This window comes from Nostoc sp. CCY0012 (assembly GCF_963920855.1).
In the GTDB taxonomy this organism is placed as follows: domain Bacteria; phylum Cyanobacteriota; class Cyanobacteriia; order Cyanobacteriales; family Nostocaceae; genus Cyanocohniella.
Genome location: NZ_CAWUDM010000016.1, coordinates 55,678 through 76,493, shown reverse-complemented (window position 1 = coordinate 76,493; position 20,816 = coordinate 55,678). Strand labels below are relative to the sequence as shown.

The window sequence follows — 20,816 nt, the reverse complement described above, 5'->3', positions numbered from 1 at the left end:
TACACGGTAGCTTAATCTCCAGACCCACTAGGTCTTAGTCTATCCCTCCACGATGGTGACGCTGTTGAAGTACCTGAACTACTGGCGGGGGGCGAAGATCGGCGAGTTCTAGCCGGGGTTGGGGGATTTGCTGGCGCTTGTCTGGGTTGTCTTGGAGTAGAAGGTTGGCTTATGGATGTATTTGTATTAGTTGTCTGTGACTGAGAACGTCTTCTTCTGGGAGTCCTCGCGGGGGTACTAAGGTTAGGGCTAGGAGCATTTTCTGAATTAGCCGCAGAGGAAGTAGCCGGATGCTGCACTGATTTAGGCTTGATGGGTTGCGCTTTCATACTACCTACCCGACCTTGTAATTTAGGTCTTTCGGGAAAGTCTTCTACAGGCATCCCTTCTACTGCTTTCTCCATAAATTCCCGCCAGGTAGAAGCTGCACTACCACTACCTCCTGAAGTGGGACGGTTATTATCGTTACCTAGCCACACTCCTGTTACCACTTGGGGAATATAGCCCACAAACCACAAATCACGGGCTTCATCAGAGGTGCCGGTTTTGCCGGCAACAGGTCTATTGCGTAATTGGGCAGGGCCCCCAGTACCGACTTGGACGACATTCCGTAGCATCCAGGTCATAATTCCGGCACTAGTAGGGTCAAGAACCCGTTGATGTTGGAAATCAGCTGACCAAATTACCTGCCCTTGACGGTCGAGGATACGGCGAATACCATGAGATTCTACGTGCAATCCTTGGGTAGCAAATGTACCGTAAGCGTTGGTTAATTCCAGTAAATTTACTTCGTTGGAGCCAAGAGCTAAAGAATAGGTAGGCAGAAGATCTGATCTAATTCCCGCATTACGGGCAACATTAATAATTGGGTCAAATCCTACATCCAGTAATGTTTTAACGGCGACTACATTACTAGAACGGGTGAGGGCATCGCGCATGGTTATGGAACCACGGAAGGTGTTGCCGTAGTTTTTGGGTTCGTAGTCATCGACGATAAAGGGTGCATCTAAGTAGCTATCATTGGGACTTTTCCCAGTAGCTATGGCTGCGGCATAGACAAATCCCTTAAATGTTGATCCTGGCTGACGCTGTGCCTGGGTAACACGATTAAACTGATTTTTACTAAAGTCTTTGCCCCCAACCATTGCCTGAATTTCACCATTGCGGGGGTCGATGGCTACTAAAGCTCCTTGAGTAAAATTTTGCCAGCGGCCTTGATTTTTCAAGGTTTTGGCTACTGCTGCTTCTGCTGCCTCCTGCCAAGTGGGATTGAGAGTAGTTTCTATTACTAGTCCCCCTTTTGTGAGGATATCGGGGGCAACATACTTGGGCAATTCTTGGAGGACATAACTAGCAAAGTAGGGCGATTCTACCTGTAATCTTCTCGGAAAATTACTCTTGAGGGTTATGGTTTCTTGAGTAGCTGCTTGCCTTTGCTCTGCTGTAATTAATTCATCTTCATACATCCGCTGCAATACGAGATTGCGCCGCTGTGTGGCAGCTGTGGCATTTCGCGCCGGGGAGTACAAACTGGGAGCGGGAGCTAACCCAGCCAGCATTGCTGCTTCTCCTAGAGAGAGTTCATCTACTGTTTTACTGAAGTATACCCAGGCGGCATCTGCTACACCGTAAGCGCCAGATCCTAAATACACCAAATTCAGGTAACGCTCTAAAATCTGGTCTTTAGTTAACTCTTGTTCCATCTTTTGCGCGAGACGGACTTCTTTGAATTTGCGCCAGAATGTCTGCTCTTGTTTGAGGAAAAGAATTCGCGCTAGCTGTTGGGTGATAGTACTACCACCTTCTACCACGCTCTGCGATCGCAAGTTATTCACACTTGCTCTGATGATTCCTTTAGGATCTATACCATGATGAGTGGCAAACCTTCTGTCTTCTGAGGCGATGAAAGCTTGTTGGAGTTTCTCAGGTATTTGCTCTAGGTTGAGTCTTTCTCTGGTGGCTTCACCTTGTTGTTGTAATATGCTGCCATCCACAGCTTTGATGGTCAGTGTTTGTTCACGAGTGGCAACTTTCAGTTCTGACTGAGCAGGTAAATTTTGATCTATGTTACCAATGAAATAACCTAAGGCAATGATGCCACCACCGATGCTACCAGTTATACCTAAACCAGCCAAAAACCACATCCGACGATAAAAAGGTCTATCGCCGCTGCTCAATCTAGTCATGATCCCAGATGAGATACCACTCATCTGACTAAATATCTGCCTCGTTTTCATCAGCTTTGTGGGGGGTAAGCTCTCATTAGTGGCTTCCTCGTTCTTGTAATGATTACCAGGAGTCAATCGCGGTTCCTCCGTGCCAGAATCACTCAAATTGGTTGATTGTTGCTTGAACTAGGAGGTGAGCTTACCCACATCAGTTCCTCGCTCAAAGTAGCTGAAACCTAACCACCAGACAAAATTTTCGGGGTTAGCGCACCACAGTTGTGTTAGTATAATAGCTCATAAAGAATTAACTGAATTCAGTAATACATAAAAATATTTTTCCGTAAGTAGTTAATTTCTTTTGTCAGCATTAATACACTAGTTTTACATAATTGTTTACAGCATCCAGATCATTAATAGTATCTGAAAAAGCTATTGCGATCGCTCTTGGTAGTAATATTGGTGATTCCCACGCCATTTTAGAAGCTGCGATCGCCACATTGGCACAAACCCCAGGAATTAGACTACAAGCTCAATCTAGTTGGTATATAACTAAAGCTGTAGGGCCACCCCAACCAGATTACTTAAACGGCTGTGCTATTTTGCACGTAAAAATGCCGCCGCAGCTATTATTAGAGACTTTATTAGCAACAGAACAAAAATTTGGGCGAGTGCGTGAGCAACGCTGGGGGCCGCGATCGCTTGATTTAGATTTGTTGTTATATGATGACTTAATCATGGATACACCACATCTCCAAATTCCCCATCCGCGAATGCGAGAGCGGGCGTTTGTTTTGATGCCACTGGCGGAGATTGCCCCAGCATGGGTAGAGCCAATTTCCGGACGTGTGATTAAAGATTTGCTAAAAGATGTAGACTGTTCTGGTGTACTCTTATTCAAGAGTCATTAAAATTACCAGTCATCAATGCAAAACAACACTGATTTTACCCACTGAACAGTGTTTGTATATGTAGGTAGATATAACAGAATTTTATTATGCCATTAGGTAGAGAATTACCACAACTACTGAAACAAATCTTGTTTTATAAAGGTCGCAAGTTTAATTTTGAAGTCAATCGCTTGCGTTTACCTAATAAAGCAGAAGGAGATTGGGAATGCATTCGTCACCCAGGCGGGGCCCTAGCTGTACCTGTGACAGCCGAAGGGAAACTTGTACTGGTGCGTCAGTATCGTTTTGCTATTCAAGGACGCATCTTAGAGTTTCCCGCAGGTACTGTTGAACCGAGTGAAGATCCCCTAGAAACCGTACAGAGAGAAATCCAAGAAGAAACTGGTTACAGCGCCCAAAAATGGGATAAGTTAGGTGAATTTTTCCTAGCGCCAGGTTATTCTGATGAAATTATCTATGCTTTTCTGGCAAGAGATTTAGAAAAGCTGGAAAACCCACCAGAAAAAGAGGCAGATGAAGATATTGAAACTGTTTTGTTGACTCCCGAAGAACTGGAGAAAGCAATTATTGAAGGTGAGCTAGTAGATGCTAAAACAATTTCTAGCTTTTTACTAGCGCGTCCTTTATTAGTTTAATAGTGATATACAGCTAAATCAGCTATTTCCCGTTAATGATGATTTCTTGACGGGAAATATCATTTAAATAGGCAAGTTTGTGATCATAGCTTTGACTCAATTCTATTTTTTGGGTTTAGGCAGGACTTACGTAAGTGTCACAAAAAATAAAAATTTTAAGTTTGTAGTAAGGGCTAAAGCCCTTATCTTGTCAAGCCCTACGGGCATAGCTGCGCTTACCGCGGAGCGTCTCGCAGAGAGGACTAAAGTCCTCACTACAAACTTAAAATAATATGCCAGTTGCGTAAACTTGACCATCAATATATTCGTGCTTTATTTCGCTTTTTTCTTCTAGTTGCAGGTATGCTTCAGAAGTGAGAAAAATGAAATCAGATCGAGCTATCATGGCTTAAGTTTTTGATTGAGTTTTTAAGTGCATCAACGAGCTTTTATCTGTTGTCTAAATTGCCATTTGAAACACCATATCTCTTATTTATTGTTGAGTATCTCATATCTTGCACCTCTAAGTACAATCCCAGGTAAAGTAAAAAGATGCGCGATAAAAATACCTCACTTTTATAGGCTTTTGTCGCTAAATCAAGGCTTTCGCTTTTTTACTGAGTAATAAAATTACATCAATTTTTCTTGGTGCAAGATGTGAGGTATCAAGATTTTTTCTCTCGATTAATCCAAATACCCCGCAAACCAGCGGACTTTGCGCCTTGATAGTCCTCTAGAATGCTGTCACCAATGTGCCAAGCTGCTTCTGGTGGGCAATTATGTTTTTCTAAAGCCACAGTAAAGATTTGGGGATCAGGTTTCGCTGCACGTACCTGGGTAGAAATAGTTACAGAAGAAAAATAACTACTCAGTCCTAAACCTTGCAATACTGAGTAAATTCGGGAATCGAAATTCGACAGGATTCCCAGTTCAATTCCCCATCGGCGCCAATTTTCTAAAGATGCCAAGACATCAGGATAAATAAACCACGGTTCAGGTGTACCGAAGTGAATATACAGTTCACTAAAAAAACCAGGAAAATCAGAAAATTCTTTGAGAACCCCCGCACTTTTAAAAGTATTAAGGGCAATTATCCGCCACCAATCAAATTCTCTTTGGGGAATATCGTGTGGTTCTGCATCTAAAAATACTGGTGGCGGTGCGGCTTTAAAGCTTTCTAGAAATGTTGTATTCAATATTTCGGCTGAAACTTCCACCTCAAAGTCTCGGGCTATCTGACTATAAACTTCGCCCACACTGCCTTTGACTCCGAAGAGTGTGCCCACAGCATCTAAAAAGATAACTTTCGGTCGTTCCATCAAACTTTGTATGATTATAAATATAGGATTTTAGATTTTGGTGAGACAGCGCAGTGATTCCAGCACCGCGGCAGAGTTTACCATAGCAGGTCACTGGCGTCAGCGCAAAGCGAACACCATCGGCGAATCAGGTTTCCTCTCACCATAGGTAATTTTCATTAGCCGCCAGGCGCGCCGGAGGCGTCACCCGCAGGGCTAGTTAAAGTTTCAGTGGTTAGGTAGCACTATAGCAGTTGCCAGGTAGTTTACGACATCAATTTAATCATAAAACCCGGACACCAAAAGACTTTCAAGCCTGTTCTCTGCTGTATGTACTACGAAGAAAGTGTTTCTATAATAGGACGGACTAGCCAATTAAAGCCAACCTTGAGTTGATGGTCTAAAGTCGGCATCCGGTATAAATAGGCAAAACGACGGGCGAGAGAAGCTAAGGAACCATCTAGTTTGACTCCTAAACCAGTGAGAGTAGCATTGTCTTTTCCTAACGCCATCATTTCGCCTAACTGTTGGTAACGGAAAGGCAGTAATGGGCGATTAGTTAGAGAAGCCCAAATATTCCAAGCAGTATAATCAGCTTGTTGAAAAGCTGCTTGGGCTGTGGCTGGAACTTGCTGTCCTTCAGCATCAAGACAGTCTGCTAAATCTCCCAAGGCAAATATTTCAGGATGGTCGAGAACTTGCAACGTTGGTGTAGTAGTGATTTGACCACGTTGATTTTGCTTTAAAGCTAAGGCGCGGACTACAGGTGCAACTCTTGTCCCTACAGTCCAAATTACTAAATCTACGGGAATTGTATCTACTTGATTTTTATAATCTAAAGAGATGGCATCTTGACTAATTGATTCGACTTTGGTTTCTAAGTCCAGAAATACACCTCTTGCTTCTAAAGCTTTTTTGGCAGCTTCTCGGTTAAATTCTGGGGAAGTGCGTAAAATTTGGTCGGCGATTTCAATGAGTCGGAAACGTCCTCTATCTTCGAGTCTGTCTGTTAGCTTACAGGCTAATTCCACACCACTGTAACCAGCACCCACAATGGCTACGCGAATTTTATCAGCATCAGATTCTTCCAATACTCGCAGACGTTCTTCCAAGCGATAAGCATCTGCAACGTTGCGAAATGGGTAGGCATAGGAGGTCGCCCCAGGTACCATATCTAGAGGTGTTTCCCCACCTAAAGCTAGTACCAAGCGGTCATAGGGGATTTCTGGGCCATCTTGTAAATGTACTCGTTTTTGGTCGGTATCAATTCCCGATACAACGGCTTGATAAAACCGCACACCTGTGTTTTGTAGCAGTTCTTCAAACGGTGGGGCAATTTCCCAGGTTTGCAGTTCTCCGGTAAGTAATTCATAGAGTAAAGGCGAAAATACAAAGCGATCGCTTTGATCAACCAGGACAATTTCCGGCTTTTGGTTATTCTCCCACGGTAATTGGCTTAAGCGCAAGGCAGTGTAGAGACCACCAAAGCCTCCCCCAAGGATACAAATTCTCGTAGTTTGTTCAGTCATCGGTTTTACAGGACAATCAATCCCAGCATGGCAACTAACTTCAGTGTAATGAATTTCCTTGATTCTATATGCCATGATTCGATTTAACTACCAACTAATATAGTCATGCCATTTTTCTGTCATTCTGGTGCTAATTCCCGGAACTTTTGTCAACTCTGCCAAAGATGTAAATTTCTGCTGCTGACGGGCATTGATTATCCTTTGTGCTAACTGCTTACCAACACCTGGAAGCGTGATTAATTCTTCTAAAGTTGCTGTATTGATGTTTACCTGTTTAATTAATGATGTCGGTGCTTCTATCTGAGGACACTGTTTCTTCTCATCTGCAATTCTTTGTTGAACAGATGGCGGTACTCCTAATCTAGCATCAGCATAAAGACGGTCAAATTCACGTACATAATGAGCTGCAACAGTGGGACTGTCAATTAATAAAACTGTTTCATCATTACCATGATTGGCAGATGCAGACCAATTATGAGAACCAGCAATTACAGTTTGTTGATCGATGACAGCAAATTTGTGATGTAACAAATCACCTTTAGCTAAGGTAGGTACGCCAACGGTAGTAATAGGGTTGTTCCAAGGGTTATTATCAACGTCATATTGACAATTATTACTTAGCGCCACTCCCATCATGTCTAAACCTTCACTATAGTAACGGTAAGCAAATTGGGAATCAATTAAAGCCCGAATTGGGACATTTTCTTGATGCCGAGTTTCTAAGATTTTAGAAAGACGCTGTTCGGAAAAAACAAATAATGCCATATCAATAGATTTAGTGGCGGAATCTAAAGTTTTACCAATTAAACCATTGCTAGATTTACTCCAAGGTTGAGTAGGTGAAGTAGGCGAAAAATGGATGGTAATTTTAGTTTCACCTAAGGTAATTGTTTGAGGCGATCGCAATGGCTTTTTTAGACCAAATCTACTATCTGGCTTACCTCCTGGGCCATCCCCCCACATAATATTAAATTCTTCGGTAAATAAGGCAGCTAGTTCAGGACTGTCTATTTGCATAAAATTATTAGCATTGCCTAAACTACTAGGATTGGTATAATCACCGTGGATATCACTCAACGTAAAATTAGCTGAAGTTTTAATTACCAAACGATTATCGACAATCACAAATTTGTGATGCATCAAATTACTACCAGCAGAACCATCGGCCCGGTCATCTATCCAGGGTACTTGGGCATTATTTAAAATGACTAAAGCATCACGTTGATTAATTTCATCTTGGCTGAGTTTATTATCTTGATTGAGGTCGGCAAATTGCACAAATCCTTGATAATGTGCTTGTTCTCTAGGAGCTAATTTTTGCACTTCATCGGGTGTTAAGCTACTCCAAGGGCGATTATAGTTATCTTCTAAAATTACTCTCACTTTGATCCCCTCTTGGTGTTTCTTTGCTAGGGCTTGAGATATTTTTGGCAACCGCAATTCTTGTACCGCTACATCCACCGTAGACTTAGCTTGAGAAATAGCATCAATAATCTGCTGTTCTAAGTTATCCCCAGGGCGAGTTTGCTGGCGATAAGGTTCTTGGTATTCTGAGGATTGAGAATGATTAAAATAAACTTGAACCAATGGATCTTGCGGTAATGGGGCCAGCCGTTGACTAGAAGATTGGACTTGTTGACAAGCTGCGATCGCTACTATCAAAAAGAAGAGAAAAATATACTTGCGTTGAGGAAAAATATGCACGGTAATCTGCTAAAACTAGATGGGTTATGAACACATTTATATTCGTCAAAATGCAGTATGCCAAATTTGGTAGATAAATAGCCAGATAAATAGTGTCAAAAAATCCACCCATTGATACAGAATTATTCAGATGTTTTCAGGATTTACCAACTGCCCTGTATATGCTGAAAATAGTAGGTATAGCAGTTCCCAATTAAATCAGGTTACTAGTACAAGTCGGCGTAAATAAACAGACCAGTTGAAATCAATGAAAAGCTTATAAAAAAAGACTTTTGACTTCCGCCTTGCGATACTAGCCCCTAGTCTCTAACCCGTTGACAGTGTGTGATATGCAAATATACCTAGATTACAGCGCTACTACTCCCACTCGCCCAGAGGCGATCGCAGCTATGCAAGCAGTCCTCAATTTACAATGGGGCAATCCTTCTAGTTTGCATGAGTGGGGACAACGGGCGGCCACAATTGTGGAACAAGCGAGAATGCAAGTTGCAGGCTTAATTAATGCAGCCGATCCAGAATCAATTATTTTTACGGCTGGTGGAACCGAAGCAGACAATCTTGCCATTATGGGCGTTGCCCGATTGTATACTGCGCCGCAACATATAATTATTTCCCGTGTGGAACATTCTGCCATTACTGAACCTGCGCGGTTATTGGAGAGGTGGGGTTGGGAAGTGACACGCCTTGAGGTAGATAGCAAAGGCAGAGTCAACCCCTTAGATTTAAAGACAGCGTTGCAAGATAATACAGTTTTAGTGTCTGTAATTTACGGTCAAAGTGAAATTGGCACAGTGCAACCAATTACTGAATTAGGTAATATTGCCCGTTTACATGGAGTTTTATTTCATACCGATGCGGTGCAAGTCAGCGGACGCTTACCTATAGATGTACAAAAACTCCCCGTAGACTTATTGAGCCTTTCTAGCCATAAAATATATGGGCCACAAGGTGCAGGGGCGTTGTACGTCCGTCCTGGAGTGGATTTAGTACCCTTATTAGCTGGTGGTGGGCAAGAAATGGGATTGCGTTCGGGGACACAAGCCGTACCTGCGATCGCCGGGTTTGGGGTAGCCGCGGAATTAGCCACCCAAGAATTACCCCAAGAAACACCCCGGTTAATTAATTTACGCGATCGCTTGTTTGCTCAGTTAACAGATATTCCTGGTTTAATACCCACAGGAGATTTTCAGCATCGCTTACCACATCACTTGAGTTTCTCATTAGAACACGCCGACGGTAAAAAACTCAGTGGTAAAGCCTTAGTACGACAAATGAATTTGGCTGGTATTGGTATCAGTGCTGGTTCTGCCTGTCACAGTGGTAAACTTAGCCCCAGTCCCATACTTTTAGCAATGGGTTATTCCCCACAAGCTGCCTTGGGGGGAGTGCGGATAACCTTGGGACGTGACACCACCGCAGCCGATATAGATTGGACAGCAATGGTATTTAAACAAGTGTTGCAAAGGCTGACACCGGATTTATCTTTAGTCAAAAGTTAAAAAATCAGGCTGGATCACGAATCAACTAAGCTAGAAATAATGCTCTTAGATAGTCGAGAAAATTATGGTTGAGCAAATTCTCATCAATGAAGATGACTTCTACATACCAGATGCCAACCAGCTAATCACTGAAGATGATACACCTGTGGACAACTTCGCATCTGCCAAACAACAACGCCTATTAGTTGGTTCTCTTTACAGTTCTTTACAAAACCAAATTTTGTTAGCTGAGGCTAATGTGGGTATTTACTATACAGACCTTCAGCCTGCAATTGTACCAGACGTTTTTCTGAGCTTAGATGTCCAAGTTCCCCAAAACTGGTGGGAAAAAAATAATCGTTGTTATATGGTGTGGCGTTTTGGTAAGCCCCCAGAAGTTGTACTAGAAATTGTTTCCAATAAAGAAGGCGATGAACTAGGCAAAAAACTGAGAATTTATGAACAAATGCGGGCGAGTTACTACATTGTTTATGATCCGACGCAGCAATTAGGAGAAAAAATACTGCGGGTGTATGAACTCAGGGGAAGACGCTACTTTGAAACGTCAGAAACTTGGTTAGAACAAGTCGGTTTAGGTATCACTTTGTGGTCAGGCGAATTTGAAGGTAGACAAGATACATGGTTACGCTGGTGCTACCAAGACAAGACTGTTTTACCTACTGGAGATGAACGCGCAGAACAAGAACATCAACGTGCTGAACAAGAACACCAACGTGCTGAACAAGCCGAACAACGCGCCCAACTCCTAGCAGAAAGACTCAAAGCTATGGGCATAGATCCTGATACTCTTTAAAAACACTTTGCGCCTTTGCGACTTTGCGCGAACTAAAAAAACTCTTCCACTCGCCTGTTAACCTTCTCCAACAAATCAGGATCATCCGCATCAAACCACTCAATTTGGGGATATGCCCGAAACCAAGTACGCTGACGCTTGGCAAATTGTCGCGTATGTAAAACCGTTAATTTTTTCGCCTCATCCAAAGAAATTTCCCCAGCCAGATATTGCTTAATTTCTTGATATCCCAAAGTATTCAACAAAGGTAAATCAGCACCGTACTTTTGGCAAAGATATTCCACCTCAGCTACCAAGCCATCAGCTATCATTTGCTCAGTACGCTTGTAAATACGTCGCTCTAGCTTGTCTAGTTCACAATCTAAACCAATTTGCAAAATCGGATAATGGGGTGGGTTTTCTCCTTGCTGCTCAGAGATTGGCTTACCAGTAATATAAAATACCTCTAATGCTCGTAAAGTTCGCACAAGATCATGAGGATGAATCTTTTGGGCGGCGATCGCATCTACTTGTTGTAGTATGCCATAAAGTGTACTTTGACCCAGAGATTCTAACTGCGATCGCAATTTTTTATCTGGTGCCACTTTGGGAATTTTCATCCCCTGAACAATAGAACGAATGTATAAACCAGTACCTCCAACCAACAACAATGGATCAGCCGGCAACGCTGCAATTAAACTTTGTGCTTGCTCTTGATAGTCAGCCACCGTCATCGTGTTTGTCGGTTCGCAGATATCTATTAAATAATGTGGGACTAATTTCTGTTCTGTCAATGTGGGCTTGGCTGTACCAATATCAAACTCACGGTAAACTTGACGGGAATCTGCGCTGAGAATGACAGAATCCCAACACTTAGACAAATTCACAGCCAAACCAGACTTACCAGTAGCAGTAGCACCACAAATTACAATCAATTTTGTCATCTTTTACCGAGATACATCCCCCAATCAACTTTGCCTAAAAATGCCCTACCGTTGTCAGTAGACCTTTTGTGTTAAAATCTTGAAGTTTTTTAATGCCTATTAGCAAAAGCAATGGTTTTAGCACCATTCTTGAAGTTAACTTTTATGACAAATATATAATAGTATCCCAAAGTATTCCCCCCATTCCCCACTCCCTACTCCCTACTCCCCACCCTTCACATTGATTAAATTTGAAATATTGGGGCAATCAATTCAAAAAACTTATGGGGATACATCCCCCATGTAAACTTCTCCCAAAAATGCCCTACAGTCGCCAGTAAGCCTTTTGTGTTAGAATCTTGGTGTGTTTTAGACTTTTTTGTTTTTGGGCGATTTCAAACCCACGCATCAGGAGAATTTTCATGACGAGCAGTTACAGTGCCGATCAGATTCAAGTTCTGGAAGGTCTGGAAGCCGTCCGTAAACGACCAGGGATGTACATCGGTACCACCGGGCCGCGAGGACTCCACCATTTAGTTTACGAGGTGGTAGATAACTCTATTGATGAAGCTTTGGCAGGTCACTGCTCTCATATAGAGGTAGAGATCAATGCCGATGGTTCCGTGACTGTAACAGATGATGGTCGGGGTATTCCTACCGATACTCACTCACGAACGGGTAAATCGGCTTTAGAAACTGTGTTAACCGTACTCCATGCTGGAGGAAAATTCGGCGGTGGTGGCTACAAGGTTTCTGGAGGATTGCACGGGGTTGGTATTTCTGTGGTGAACGCCCTGTCGGAAATGGTGGAAGTCACAGTTTGGCGAGATCATAAAGTTCATGTCCAGCGTTATGAACGAGGTCTACCTGTTACCGAACTGCAAGTCAAACCAGAAAAAGAGGGGAGAACCGGAACTTCTGTCAGATTTAAGCCAGATACCCAAATCTTCACTAACAGCATTGAGTTTGATTACATTACTTTATCGGGCCGCCTGCGGGAGTTGGCATATCTAAATGCTGGCGTCAAAATTACCTTTGGCGATTATCGGTTAGAACTTCTCAAAAGTGATACACCCAGGATAGAAACCTACGAATATAAGGGTGGCATCAAAGAGTACATTGCTTACATGAACCGTGAGAAGCAACCACTGCATGAAGAAATTATTTATGTGCAGGGAGAACGCAACAATGTACAAATAGAAGTTTCTTTACAGTGGTGTACTGACGCTTATACAGATAATGTGCTGGGTTTTGCCAATAATATTCGCACCGTTGATGGTGGTACACACCTAGAAGGTTTGAAGGCGGTGCTGACGCGGACATTAAATGCGATCGCCCGTAAGCGCAATAAAATTAAAGAAAATGAATCTAACCTCAGTGGCGAACACGTCCGCGAAGGTTTAACAGCAGTCATTTCGGTGAAAGTCCCCGATCCTGAATTTGAAGGACAAACCAAAACCAAACTTGGTAACACCGAAGTTCGGGGTATTGTCGATTCTTTGGTGGGAGAAGTTCTGACTGAGTACTTAGAATTTCATCCTGGTATAGCTGACTCGATTTTAGATAAAGCGATTCAAGCCTTTAAAGCCGCAGAAGCCGCCCGTCATGCGCGGGAATTAGTGCGACGCAAATCGGTTCTCGAATCTTCGCCATTACCTGGTAAATTAGCAGATTGCAGTTCTCGTGACCCTAGCGAGTCGGAAATCTTTATTGTGGAAGGCGACTCAGCGGGTGGTAGTGCCAAACAAGGACGCGATCGCCGTACCCAAGCCATCCTCCCTCTACGTGGTAAGATCCTTAACATCGAAAAAACTGACGACGCTAAAATCTACAAAAATAACGAAGTTCAATCGTTAATTACAGCCTTGGGTTTGGGCGTAAAAGGTGATGAGTTCGATGCTTCCCAACTACGCTATCACCGGATCGTCATCATGACTGACGCTGACGTAGATGGGGCGCATATCAGGACACTGTTGTTAACTTTCTTCTATCGGTATCAGCGCGCGCTCATCGAACAAGGCTTTATATATATTGCTTGTCCTCCACTGTTTAAAGTAGAACGGGGACGCAATCATGAATACTGTTATAGCGAACGTGAACTGCAACAGTACCTGGGTACACTTCCCAGTAATGCCAATTACAACATCCAACGCTTCAAAGGTTTGGGTGAAATGATGCCACAACAACTCTGGGACACTACCATGAACCCAGAATCTCGCAAAATGAAGCAAGTGGAAATTGAAGACGCCGCCGAAGCAGACCGCATTTTCACTATTTTAATGGGCGATCGTGTGGCACCAAGACGCGAATTTATCGAAACCTATGGCTCTAAACTCAACTTCACTGACCTAGATATCTAATATCAAGCTAATATCAACTTTGTCTGCACCATTGAAAAATGTGCAGTGAGATTGCTAATTAATTTATGGTGGGTAATTGTGAAAAAGTTACCCATTATTTTTTGTGTTTTTTATCAGGTATCTCTACCAATGTAAAAATTTAAAAGACTATATCTCATATCTTTTGATGGATGTATCGTCAAAAAAGTCAGTTGATTTATCAAATTAAATTATTGTATGAAATATATCAAAATGCTTGTGCAGCAAAGACTTTGTGTAAAGTACTGTGATCTAAAAACTCAATTAAACTTATTTATCAAAAAATACATCTTGATTTAGATGTTTAATAAATTACGTCGTTAGGCTGAGGGACGATCTCCATAAAATTATTGACTATGGTCAGTAATTCCCTACTTAACAGGATTTTACTCACAGCTATGAAAGTCAGTCAAAATACAATAGCAAAAGCATTGTTCAATATTCTTGGTGTAGGGAGCATAGTTGCTCTATCGGCCTGCGCCCCTCGAACTGTCACAGAAGCCCCCCCAGCTGCGCCTCCCGTCACAGAGACTCCAACTGCTACTGCCCCTCCTGTTGCCGATACACGTACAGAAACAACCGCTGACCTTAATTTAGCCGAACTATCACAGGCCGCCGCCAGAGAAGGACAGTTTCAAACTTTAACACGGGCAGTGGAAGCCGCAGGCTTACAGGATCAATTGACAACCCCAGGGCCTTACACAGTTTTTGCACCTACTGACGCCGCCTTTGCTGCCTTACCCGCCGGCACTTTAGATAATCTCTTGCGGCCAGAAAACAAAGAAGAATTAACGAAGTTACTTGCCTACCATGTTGTACCTGGGCAAGTTACCTCTAGCCAACTGACATCAGGAGAAGTCAACACAGTTGAGGGTACCCCTGTTACTATCAATGTCGATAATGCTACCAATACAATCACCGTTAACGATGCGAGGGTAACTCAGGCAGATATCCCAGCGAGAAATGGCGTTGTTCACACAGTTGACCAAGTAATTCTGCCACCCAATTTTCCTGCTAGTTTGCAGAACAATTAGGTACCACACTAATTAAAATTAGGCAAGACTCCCCGGTTAAAGAATCAGAAAAAATACCGGGGAAATTTTTTTGTGCATTTTAGTCGGTGAAAATTGTTTGATAGAATACATAAGCAATAGATTACTAAAACTATCAGTTTTTTCATGGTGAGCAAATGCATAAATGAACAATGCTGTCAAGCTTTTCCTGAAAATACTTAGAAAAGTGCTTGAGAGCGATAGAGATATATATCTCAGATCGCTCAGTTTCTAGCTCAGGAATGCGGATTTAATAAAATACAGAACCTCACCCCCAACCCCTATCCTGACAAAGGAAAGGCAGTGTGATGTCAAAAACAAGATTTGTATGTTATTCAATTCATATTCCTAAGTGTTGAGTTCATGACTTGCACAAGTTAGAAAAGCATTTGTTATGCTTGAATAGCAAATGTCAAATATTGCCCACAAATTTGCATTAGCTAAATTTCTTAAGGATTGAATATCAAAAAACCACAATATTTTCCTTGGGGTGGCAGTATTAAATTTAACAATTTTATTACGCAAGTTGAGTTTACAAATAAATTTTTCAGCGACAATCTAACTGTTTTAGGTTTTAACTTCTCCCTGCTAACACTAGATAGCAAGTTGCTCATCTGTTCCAGTTTTACAGGAGTGAAGATGATTGTTTTGCCTGTATCCGATAAAGATTTGCCTTAAGTAAGCAAATATCTGTAATTTTAACTGTCAAATCTTTGCTGAATTGATTAAAATATCGGTGGATACAATAAGAACAGTTTGTCAAGTTTCATAGGGTGGAAATCTCAGCAGTGCGCTAATGTGTGAATAAGACCAAATTAGTCAAATCTCAATTGATCGCCTTTTGGCTGATGCCGCCACCGCCTCAACTCCTTAGTTCAGGTCTTTGGCATTTATCCAGTTAAATGTATTGAGAGGAGCATCACTATTATTGCTTGATTTAGTCTGTGGTCAGCCCCGTGTAACCGAAAAACTGATTCATATATGAAGGAATTGTAAAAATGGGTGCATTAATATTTCTGGCCTAAGCTAACATGAAAAGCATTGTTTCTAGGTAATTAATGTTTTGCATCATACCTAAAACTCTATAAGGGTGAATATGCTTTTCTGTCAACGTAAAAAGGATGCCACTAAAATTCCAAAAAGCTTTAGAGAAAATTTAAGGGTATAACTACCATTTCCCATATCTTTTTGATAATAGTGGCTTTACCTTACTTAAAGGCATCATGATTAATACACAAAAAGAGTGCAATTTCTGTGAAACAGGCTACAATCGGAACAGTCTTTATAGGAAAATATGCCAACAGTCATATTTCATTTATATGGAGTGGTAGATTTTTTCATTAAGACCAGTCTTTTTTAGACAAGCAAGTTACAAAGTTGTGTGCTAAGACAACACATATAACTTTTAACTAATGTGAGTTAAGTCGGCATCAACTGCGGCTTTTCACACACACCAAAAAATCCGAAAATATCATAGGGAAATAGCCTAAAACCCTATTTTCGGTGATTAACTAGCTCATATTTAAAAGAGCAGTAAACCCATCTTGAGTAATTGATTCTGCAAGGAGCATGAGGAACGCGGCATGAACCAGGCTAACAACGTACTCGAAAGCATTTATCAGCCTGACCTAGAAATAATGAATCAGCCTGAGCTCGAGTTAGAACTCTTAATCGAAGAAGAAGAAGAAGAAGAGGACTTGCTGATTAACGATGACGGCGACGATGAATTTTTAGAACCTCAGTCTGATGAGGACGACGCAAAGTCTGGAAAAGCCGCTAAATCGCGTCGTCGGACACAAAGCAAGAAAAAGCATTACACCGAAGATTCGATTCGCCTTTATTTGCAAGAAATTGGTCGGATTCGTCTGTTGCGGGCAGACGAAGAAATCGAACTGGCGCGGAAAATTGCTGATTTGCTGGAATTAGAAAGGGTGCGGGAGAGACTTTCTGAGCAATTAGAACGCGATCCTCGTGACAGCGAATGGGCAGAAGCAGTACAACTGCCATTGCCAGCCTTTCGTTATCGCCTGCACATTGGCCGCAGGGCAAAAGATAAGATGGTGCAATCAAACCTCCGTCTTGTGGTGTCAATTGCCAAGAAATACATGAACCGTGGCTTGTCCTTCCAAGACTTAATTCAAGAAGGTAGTCTCGGTTTGATTCGCGCCGCAGAAAAGTTTGACCACGAAAAAGGTTATAAGTTTTCTACATACGCTACATGGTGGATTCGTCAAGCAATCACCCGTGCGATCGCTGATCAATCCCGTACTATCCGCCTTCCGGTTCATCTCTACGAAACCATCTCGCGGATCAAGAAAACTACCAAGTTGTTATCTCAAGAAATGGGTCGCAAACCCACAGAAGAAGAAATCGCTACTCGCATGGAAATGACCATCGAGAAGTTACGGTTTATTGCTAAATCTGCCCAGTTGCCCATTTCACTAGAAACGCCTATCGGTAAAGAAGAAGATTCTCGATTGGGTGATTTTATTGAATCCGATGGTGAAACACCAGAAGATCAGGTTTCTAAAAACCTTTTGCGTGAAGACCTAGAAAAAGTCCTGGATAGCCTTAGCCCTCGTGAACGTGATGTTCTCAGACTCCGCTATGGTTTGGATGATGGGCGCATGAAGACCCTTGAGGAAATTGGCCAAATTTTCAACGTCACCCGCGAACGGATTCGACAAATTGAAGCTAAGGCTCTGCGTAAGTTGCGTCACCCAAATCGTAACAGTGTACTCAAGGAATATATTCGGTAGTTATTAGCCCTTCTCTACGAGACGCTACCGCGGTAAGCGCAGCTATGCCGTAGGCTTTACGGCTACGCTCAGGGTAAATCATTAGTCATAGACATTTGTCTAATGACAAACAGCTAAAAAACCTGGTGGTCAATTGTACTACCAGGTTTTTACTTAATTTTTTTATGTAGCTAATTCTGTGTAGTTAGACTTACAGAATTCCCCAGAAATGAAGGAAGCCTTGACCAGAAAACAACTCAATTAGTGCAGCTGCTAAAAAGCCAATCATCGCTAAACGACCGTTCCAAATTTCTGCTTGGGGTGTAAAGCCCCAAGACCAAGCGTTGCGGTCTGTGGTTACCTGATTAGTAGCGTTTGTTGCGTTTGTCATGGTTGGCACTCCAAACTAGATTTACGAATTATTATTGCCTTATGTAAACTAATATAACAAACTTTTTCAGGATTGCCATGTTTATTTATACTTTTGTTGCTAAATATTGACTTTATTTTATCAAAATTATAGGAAGAAAAAAGCATCTATCCACAGATAGATTCACTAGAAATGAAAATATTTTTTGCATAAATCGGCGGACAATTATGCTCCTATTCCTCGAAAGGATGGGATGACCGCCGATTTTTTTGTTGTTAGTTATGCGATCGCACTTCGGCAACAGTGATAATTTTTTCATCATGGTTGAGATCAAGAATGCTTTCACCCTTGCCATCTCTACCCAAAATAGGCACTGTCTCCACATCTATTCGCACGACGCGCTCTTTATTAGTCACCAGTGCTACTTCCCCAGAGGCGATCGCCTTGACCATTCCCGCTAATTTATCGGTTTTACTGGCAAATTTCAGCGATTGTGTGCCTAAATCACCCCGACTAGCTCGTTTTAAACTACTTACAGACAACCGTTTCGCATATCCTTCTTCAGTCACCAGCAACAGGTTATCTTCTCCAGCCACAGTTACACAACCAACCATTTGTTGGTGTTTCAGCAGTCGGAATGCTTGTAAACCCATGGCTGTCCGCCCCATAATTGGTAGTTGTTCATCATTGGCGGGGAATCTTAACATGCGCCCACCTGAACTAGCTAAAATTAGATGGTCTTTGGGGGTAGTTAACTGAGTAAATAACAATTCATCATCTTCTTTAAGCTTCAAAATTGTAATTCCTCGACGAGTCAGGTTTGTCAATTCTCCCAAAGAAAAGCGCTTAATTCGTCCCTGCTTAGTTAACAAAACCATCTGCCTTGTTTCCAAATTTTCTGGCAGGATCAGCCTACTAGTTACGTCTTCTTGTGCGCCTTGAGCAGTACTTGTGAGCATGGTAATCAGTGGTGTTCCCCGTGGCGAACGTCCAGTGGTGGGGGGAATATCGCCCACATTCACAGGGTAGACTTTACCGCCACTGGTAATTACCAGTAACTCTTTATGTGTATTAGTAATATCGGTTTGGATAATGAAGTCATTCTCATGCAGCCCGTTTTCAACTTTTGACTTTTTCCCTGATAACGGTAGGCGACGCACATATCCCCTGTGGGTAGACTCCAAGCTGATTTCTTCTGCGGGTTCAGCGGTTGGTAAATTTTGTAGTTCTGCTGTGGCTACTTTGCTTTTGCTTTTTTCTGCTCCTTTGTTTTGAGGTAACTCGTGACTAATGTGAGTTAAAATCTTAGTCCGCCGAGGATTGTTATATTTGCGCTTTAGCGATCGCAAATCTTTTTTCAGTGTTTTCAGTAATTCTCGGCGATCGCTCAGTAATCTTTGCAGTAAAGCAATTTGTTCGCTGAGTTGTTCAAACTCTTGTTGCAAGTTGTGCTTTTCTAAATTGGTGAGGCGGCGTAATGGCATCGCTAGAATAGCATCACCTTGTTCCTCACTCAATTCCAGTCGGCTACATAAGCTAATTTTTGCCGTACTACCATCAGCAGCCTGGCGCAAAATTTCAATTACCTGATCTAGTTGAGACAGTGCTTTGAGCAAACCTGTCACGATATGCAGCCGACTTTCCGCCTTACCTAACTCATAACTGTAGCGACGGTTGAGCGTATGTTCTCGGAATTTCAAAAACTCCTGCAACATCTGGCGCAAGCTTAACTGGCGGGGTTGTCCATCCACCAAAGCTAAAAGAATCGCCCCAAAGTTACTTTGTAAGGCGGTTTGGTGATACAAATTCTGGAGAAGTTCTTGGGGATTAGTATCACGTTTGAGTTCAATTACTACTCGCATTCCTTCGCGATCGCTTTCGTCCCGCAGATCAGAAATGCCTTGTATTCGACCTTGATTTACTAAGTCTGCTACTTTTTCAATCCAACCTGCCTTATTCACTTGATAAGGCAATTCGGTGATAATAATTGCTGTCCGTCGCTTACTACCCCTGGTAGGTGCAATCTCCTCCAGGTTGGCGACTCCCCGCAGCAAAATTCCCCCCTTACCACTGGTGTATGCTTCCCGAATCCCTGAATTACCAACTATTTCGCCGCCGGTAGGAAAGTCGGGGCCGGGAATTATCTGCCATAATTTTTCATCTGACAAATCTGGTTGGTCAATTAAGGCAATTAAGCCATCAACTAATTCTCCCAAGTTGTGTGGGGGAATATTTGTCGCCATCCCCACAGCAATCCCAGAACAGCCATTTAGTAATAAAAAAGGCAACTGAGCAGGTAATACTGTAGGTTCTTGTTGGGAATTATCAAAATTACCAATAAATTCTACAGTTTCTTCGCCAATTTCTGCCAGCATCCCCTCATAGCTGATGGGTGCAAGTCGCGTTTCTGTGTAACGCATGGCGGCTGGGGGATCATTATCAACGCTACCAAAGTTGCCATGTCCTGCTAGTAAGGGATAGCGGCAGGAAAATTCTTGTACTAACCTGACTAAGGCATCATAAACTGACTGATCACCATGAGGATGATATTTACCCAGTACATCTCCGACTACACGGGCGCACTTACGATAGGGTCTATCTGGCGTTAAACCTAGTTCATGCATGGCATATAAAATCCGCCGATGCACTGGTTTTAAGCCATCACGCACATCTGGTAAGGCTCGCCCAACAATCACACTCATGGCATATTCTAGATAAGACCGTTGCATCTCCGTGTGCAGGGCTGTTGTGATTACCTGTCCCGTGGGGAGAAGGTTTAACTGTTTTGCCATGAGTTTTTTCCCTGAAATTTAATTACACAAAGGTCGCTTGAATGAAATACTGTAGCAAACACAGCATAACG

At 42.5% G+C, this 20,816-nt stretch carries 14 protein-coding genes; 7 read left to right on the top strand and 7 right to left on the bottom strand.

From position 1 onward, the window contains the following. Positions 1–11 precede the first annotated feature (11 nt). The gene (locus tag ACM0OS_RS06650) at positions 12–2,237 is read right to left on the bottom strand and encodes a transglycosylase domain-containing protein (protein WP_414542386.1); all 2,226 of its coding nucleotides are present in this window, start codon (positions 2,235–2,237) and stop codon (positions 12–14) included. A 320-nt stretch (positions 2,238–2,557) separates the two neighbouring features. On the opposite strand from ACM0OS_RS06650, the gene folK reads away from it, so the two are divergent. Both folK and ACM0OS_RS06640 read left to right on the top strand, forming a co-directional pair. After that, positions 2,558–3,076 carry a 2-amino-4-hydroxy-6-hydroxymethyldihydropteridine diphosphokinase gene (gene folK / locus ACM0OS_RS06645; protein ID WP_414542375.1) on the top strand — a complete coding sequence of 173 codons (519 nt, stop codon included), beginning with the start codon at positions 2,558–2,560 and terminating at the stop codon, positions 3,074–3,076. 86 nt (positions 3,077–3,162) lie between these two features. Continuing rightward, positions 3,163–3,711, top strand: a complete 549-nt coding sequence (locus tag ACM0OS_RS06640) for an NUDIX hydrolase (RefSeq protein WP_414542374.1) — start codon at positions 3,163–3,165, stop codon at positions 3,709–3,711. A 644-nt stretch (positions 3,712–4,355) separates the two neighbouring features. On the opposite strand, the gene ACM0OS_RS06635 is transcribed toward ACM0OS_RS06640, so the two are convergent. The 3 genes from ACM0OS_RS06635 to ACM0OS_RS06625 all read right to left on the bottom strand — a co-directional run bounded on the left by ACM0OS_RS06635 (position 4,356) and on the right by ACM0OS_RS06625 (position 8,221). Further along, positions 4,356–5,009, bottom strand: coding sequence for an HAD-IA family hydrolase (locus ACM0OS_RS06635; RefSeq protein WP_414542373.1), 654 nt, complete (start codon positions 5,007–5,009; stop codon positions 4,356–4,358). A 314-nt stretch (positions 5,010–5,323) separates the two neighbouring features. After that, on the bottom strand, positions 5,324–6,517 hold the full coding sequence (locus ACM0OS_RS06630) for an NAD(P)/FAD-dependent oxidoreductase (protein WP_414542385.1): 1,194 nt from the start codon (positions 6,515–6,517) through the stop codon (positions 5,324–5,326). An 87-nt stretch (positions 6,518–6,604) separates the two neighbouring features. Further along, entirely contained in the window at positions 6,605–8,221 is a 1,617-nt protein-coding gene (locus ACM0OS_RS06625; protein WP_414542372.1) for a phospholipase D-like domain-containing protein, read from the bottom strand. 329 nt (positions 8,222–8,550) lie between these two features. On the opposite strand from ACM0OS_RS06625, the gene ACM0OS_RS06620 reads away from it, so the two are divergent. Further along, positions 8,551–9,720 carry a cysteine desulfurase family protein gene (locus tag ACM0OS_RS06620; protein WP_414542371.1) on the top strand — a complete coding sequence of 390 codons (1,170 nt, stop codon included), beginning with the start codon at positions 8,551–8,553 and terminating at the stop codon, positions 9,718–9,720. Between the two features lie 64 nt (positions 9,721–9,784). Beyond that, on the top strand, positions 9,785–10,513 hold the full coding sequence (locus tag ACM0OS_RS06615; RefSeq protein WP_414542370.1) for a Uma2 family endonuclease: 729 nt from the start codon (positions 9,785–9,787) through the stop codon (positions 10,511–10,513). A gap of 32 nt (positions 10,514–10,545) precedes the next feature. Here ACM0OS_RS06615 and miaA read toward each other — a convergent pair whose 3' ends face one another. Continuing rightward, on the bottom strand, positions 10,546–11,436 hold the full coding sequence (gene miaA, locus ACM0OS_RS06610; protein ID WP_414542369.1) for a tRNA (adenosine(37)-N6)-dimethylallyltransferase MiaA: 891 nt from the start codon (positions 11,434–11,436) through the stop codon (positions 10,546–10,548). Positions 11,437–11,837: 401 nt separating this feature from the next. Here miaA and gyrB point away from each other — a divergent pair, with 401 nt between their 5' ends. The 3 genes from gyrB to rpoD all read left to right on the top strand — a co-directional run bounded on the left by gyrB (position 11,838) and on the right by rpoD (position 17,604). Next, positions 11,838–13,775, top strand: a complete 1,938-nt coding sequence (gene gyrB / locus ACM0OS_RS06605) for a DNA topoisomerase (ATP-hydrolyzing) subunit B (protein WP_414542368.1) — start codon at positions 11,838–11,840, stop codon at positions 13,773–13,775. 416 nt (positions 13,776–14,191) lie between these two features. Then, complete coding sequence (locus ACM0OS_RS06600) at positions 14,192–14,827, top strand: fasciclin domain-containing protein (RefSeq protein WP_414542367.1); 636 nt, start codon at positions 14,192–14,194, stop codon at positions 14,825–14,827. Positions 14,828–16,428: 1,601 nt separating this feature from the next. Then, positions 16,429–17,604, top strand: a complete 1,176-nt coding sequence (rpoD, locus tag ACM0OS_RS06595) for an RNA polymerase sigma factor RpoD (protein WP_414542366.1) — start codon at positions 16,429–16,431, stop codon at positions 17,602–17,604. A 190-nt stretch (positions 17,605–17,794) separates the two neighbouring features. On the opposite strand, the gene ACM0OS_RS06590 is transcribed toward rpoD, so the two are convergent. Together ACM0OS_RS06590 and gyrA are read right to left on the bottom strand one after the other, a co-directional pair. Then, positions 17,795–17,974, bottom strand: a complete 180-nt coding sequence (locus ACM0OS_RS06590; RefSeq protein ID WP_414542365.1) for a chlorophyll a/b-binding protein — start codon at positions 17,972–17,974, stop codon at positions 17,795–17,797. Positions 17,975–18,228: 254 nt separating this feature from the next. Further along, a complete protein-coding gene (gyrA, locus tag ACM0OS_RS06585; RefSeq protein ID WP_414542364.1) occupies positions 18,229–20,745 on the bottom strand; it encodes a DNA gyrase subunit A in 2,517 nt (838 codons plus the stop codon). Positions 20,746–20,816 lie beyond the last annotated feature (71 nt).

Bases quoted from the DNA above. Each gene is read 5' to 3' on its own strand.
- miaA (WP_414542369.1), bottom strand. From the start codon at position 11,436: ATGACAAAATTGATTGTAATTTGTGGTGCTACTGCTACTGGTAAGTCT.
- ACM0OS_RS06635 (WP_414542373.1), bottom strand. From the start codon at position 5,009: ATGGAACGACCGAAAGTTATCTTTTTAGATGCTGTGGGCACACTCTTC.
- ACM0OS_RS06620 (WP_414542371.1), top strand. From the start codon at position 8,551: ATGCAAATATACCTAGATTACAGCGCTACTACTCCCACTCGCCCAGAG.
- ACM0OS_RS06640 (WP_414542374.1), top strand. From the start codon at position 3,163: ATGCCATTAGGTAGAGAATTACCACAACTACTGAAACAAATCTTGTTT.
- ACM0OS_RS06650 (WP_414542386.1), bottom strand. From the start codon at position 2,237: ATGAAAACGAGGCAGATATTTAGTCAGATGAGTGGTATCTCATCTGGG.
- gyrB (WP_414542368.1), top strand. From the start codon at position 11,838: ATGACGAGCAGTTACAGTGCCGATCAGATTCAAGTTCTGGAAGGTCTG.
- ACM0OS_RS06615 (WP_414542370.1), top strand. From the start codon at position 9,785: ATGGTTGAGCAAATTCTCATCAATGAAGATGACTTCTACATACCAGAT.
- gyrA (WP_414542364.1), bottom strand. From the start codon at position 20,745: ATGGCAAAACAGTTAAACCTTCTCCCCACGGGACAGGTAATCACAACA.
- ACM0OS_RS06630 (WP_414542385.1), bottom strand. From the start codon at position 6,517: ATGACTGAACAAACTACGAGAATTTGTATCCTTGGGGGAGGCTTTGGT.
- ACM0OS_RS06590 (WP_414542365.1), bottom strand. From the start codon at position 17,974: ATGACAAACGCAACAAACGCTACTAATCAGGTAACCACAGACCGCAAC.
- rpoD (WP_414542366.1), top strand. From the start codon at position 16,429: ATGAACCAGGCTAACAACGTACTCGAAAGCATTTATCAGCCTGACCTA.
- ACM0OS_RS06600 (WP_414542367.1), top strand. From the start codon at position 14,192: ATGAAAGTCAGTCAAAATACAATAGCAAAAGCATTGTTCAATATTCTT.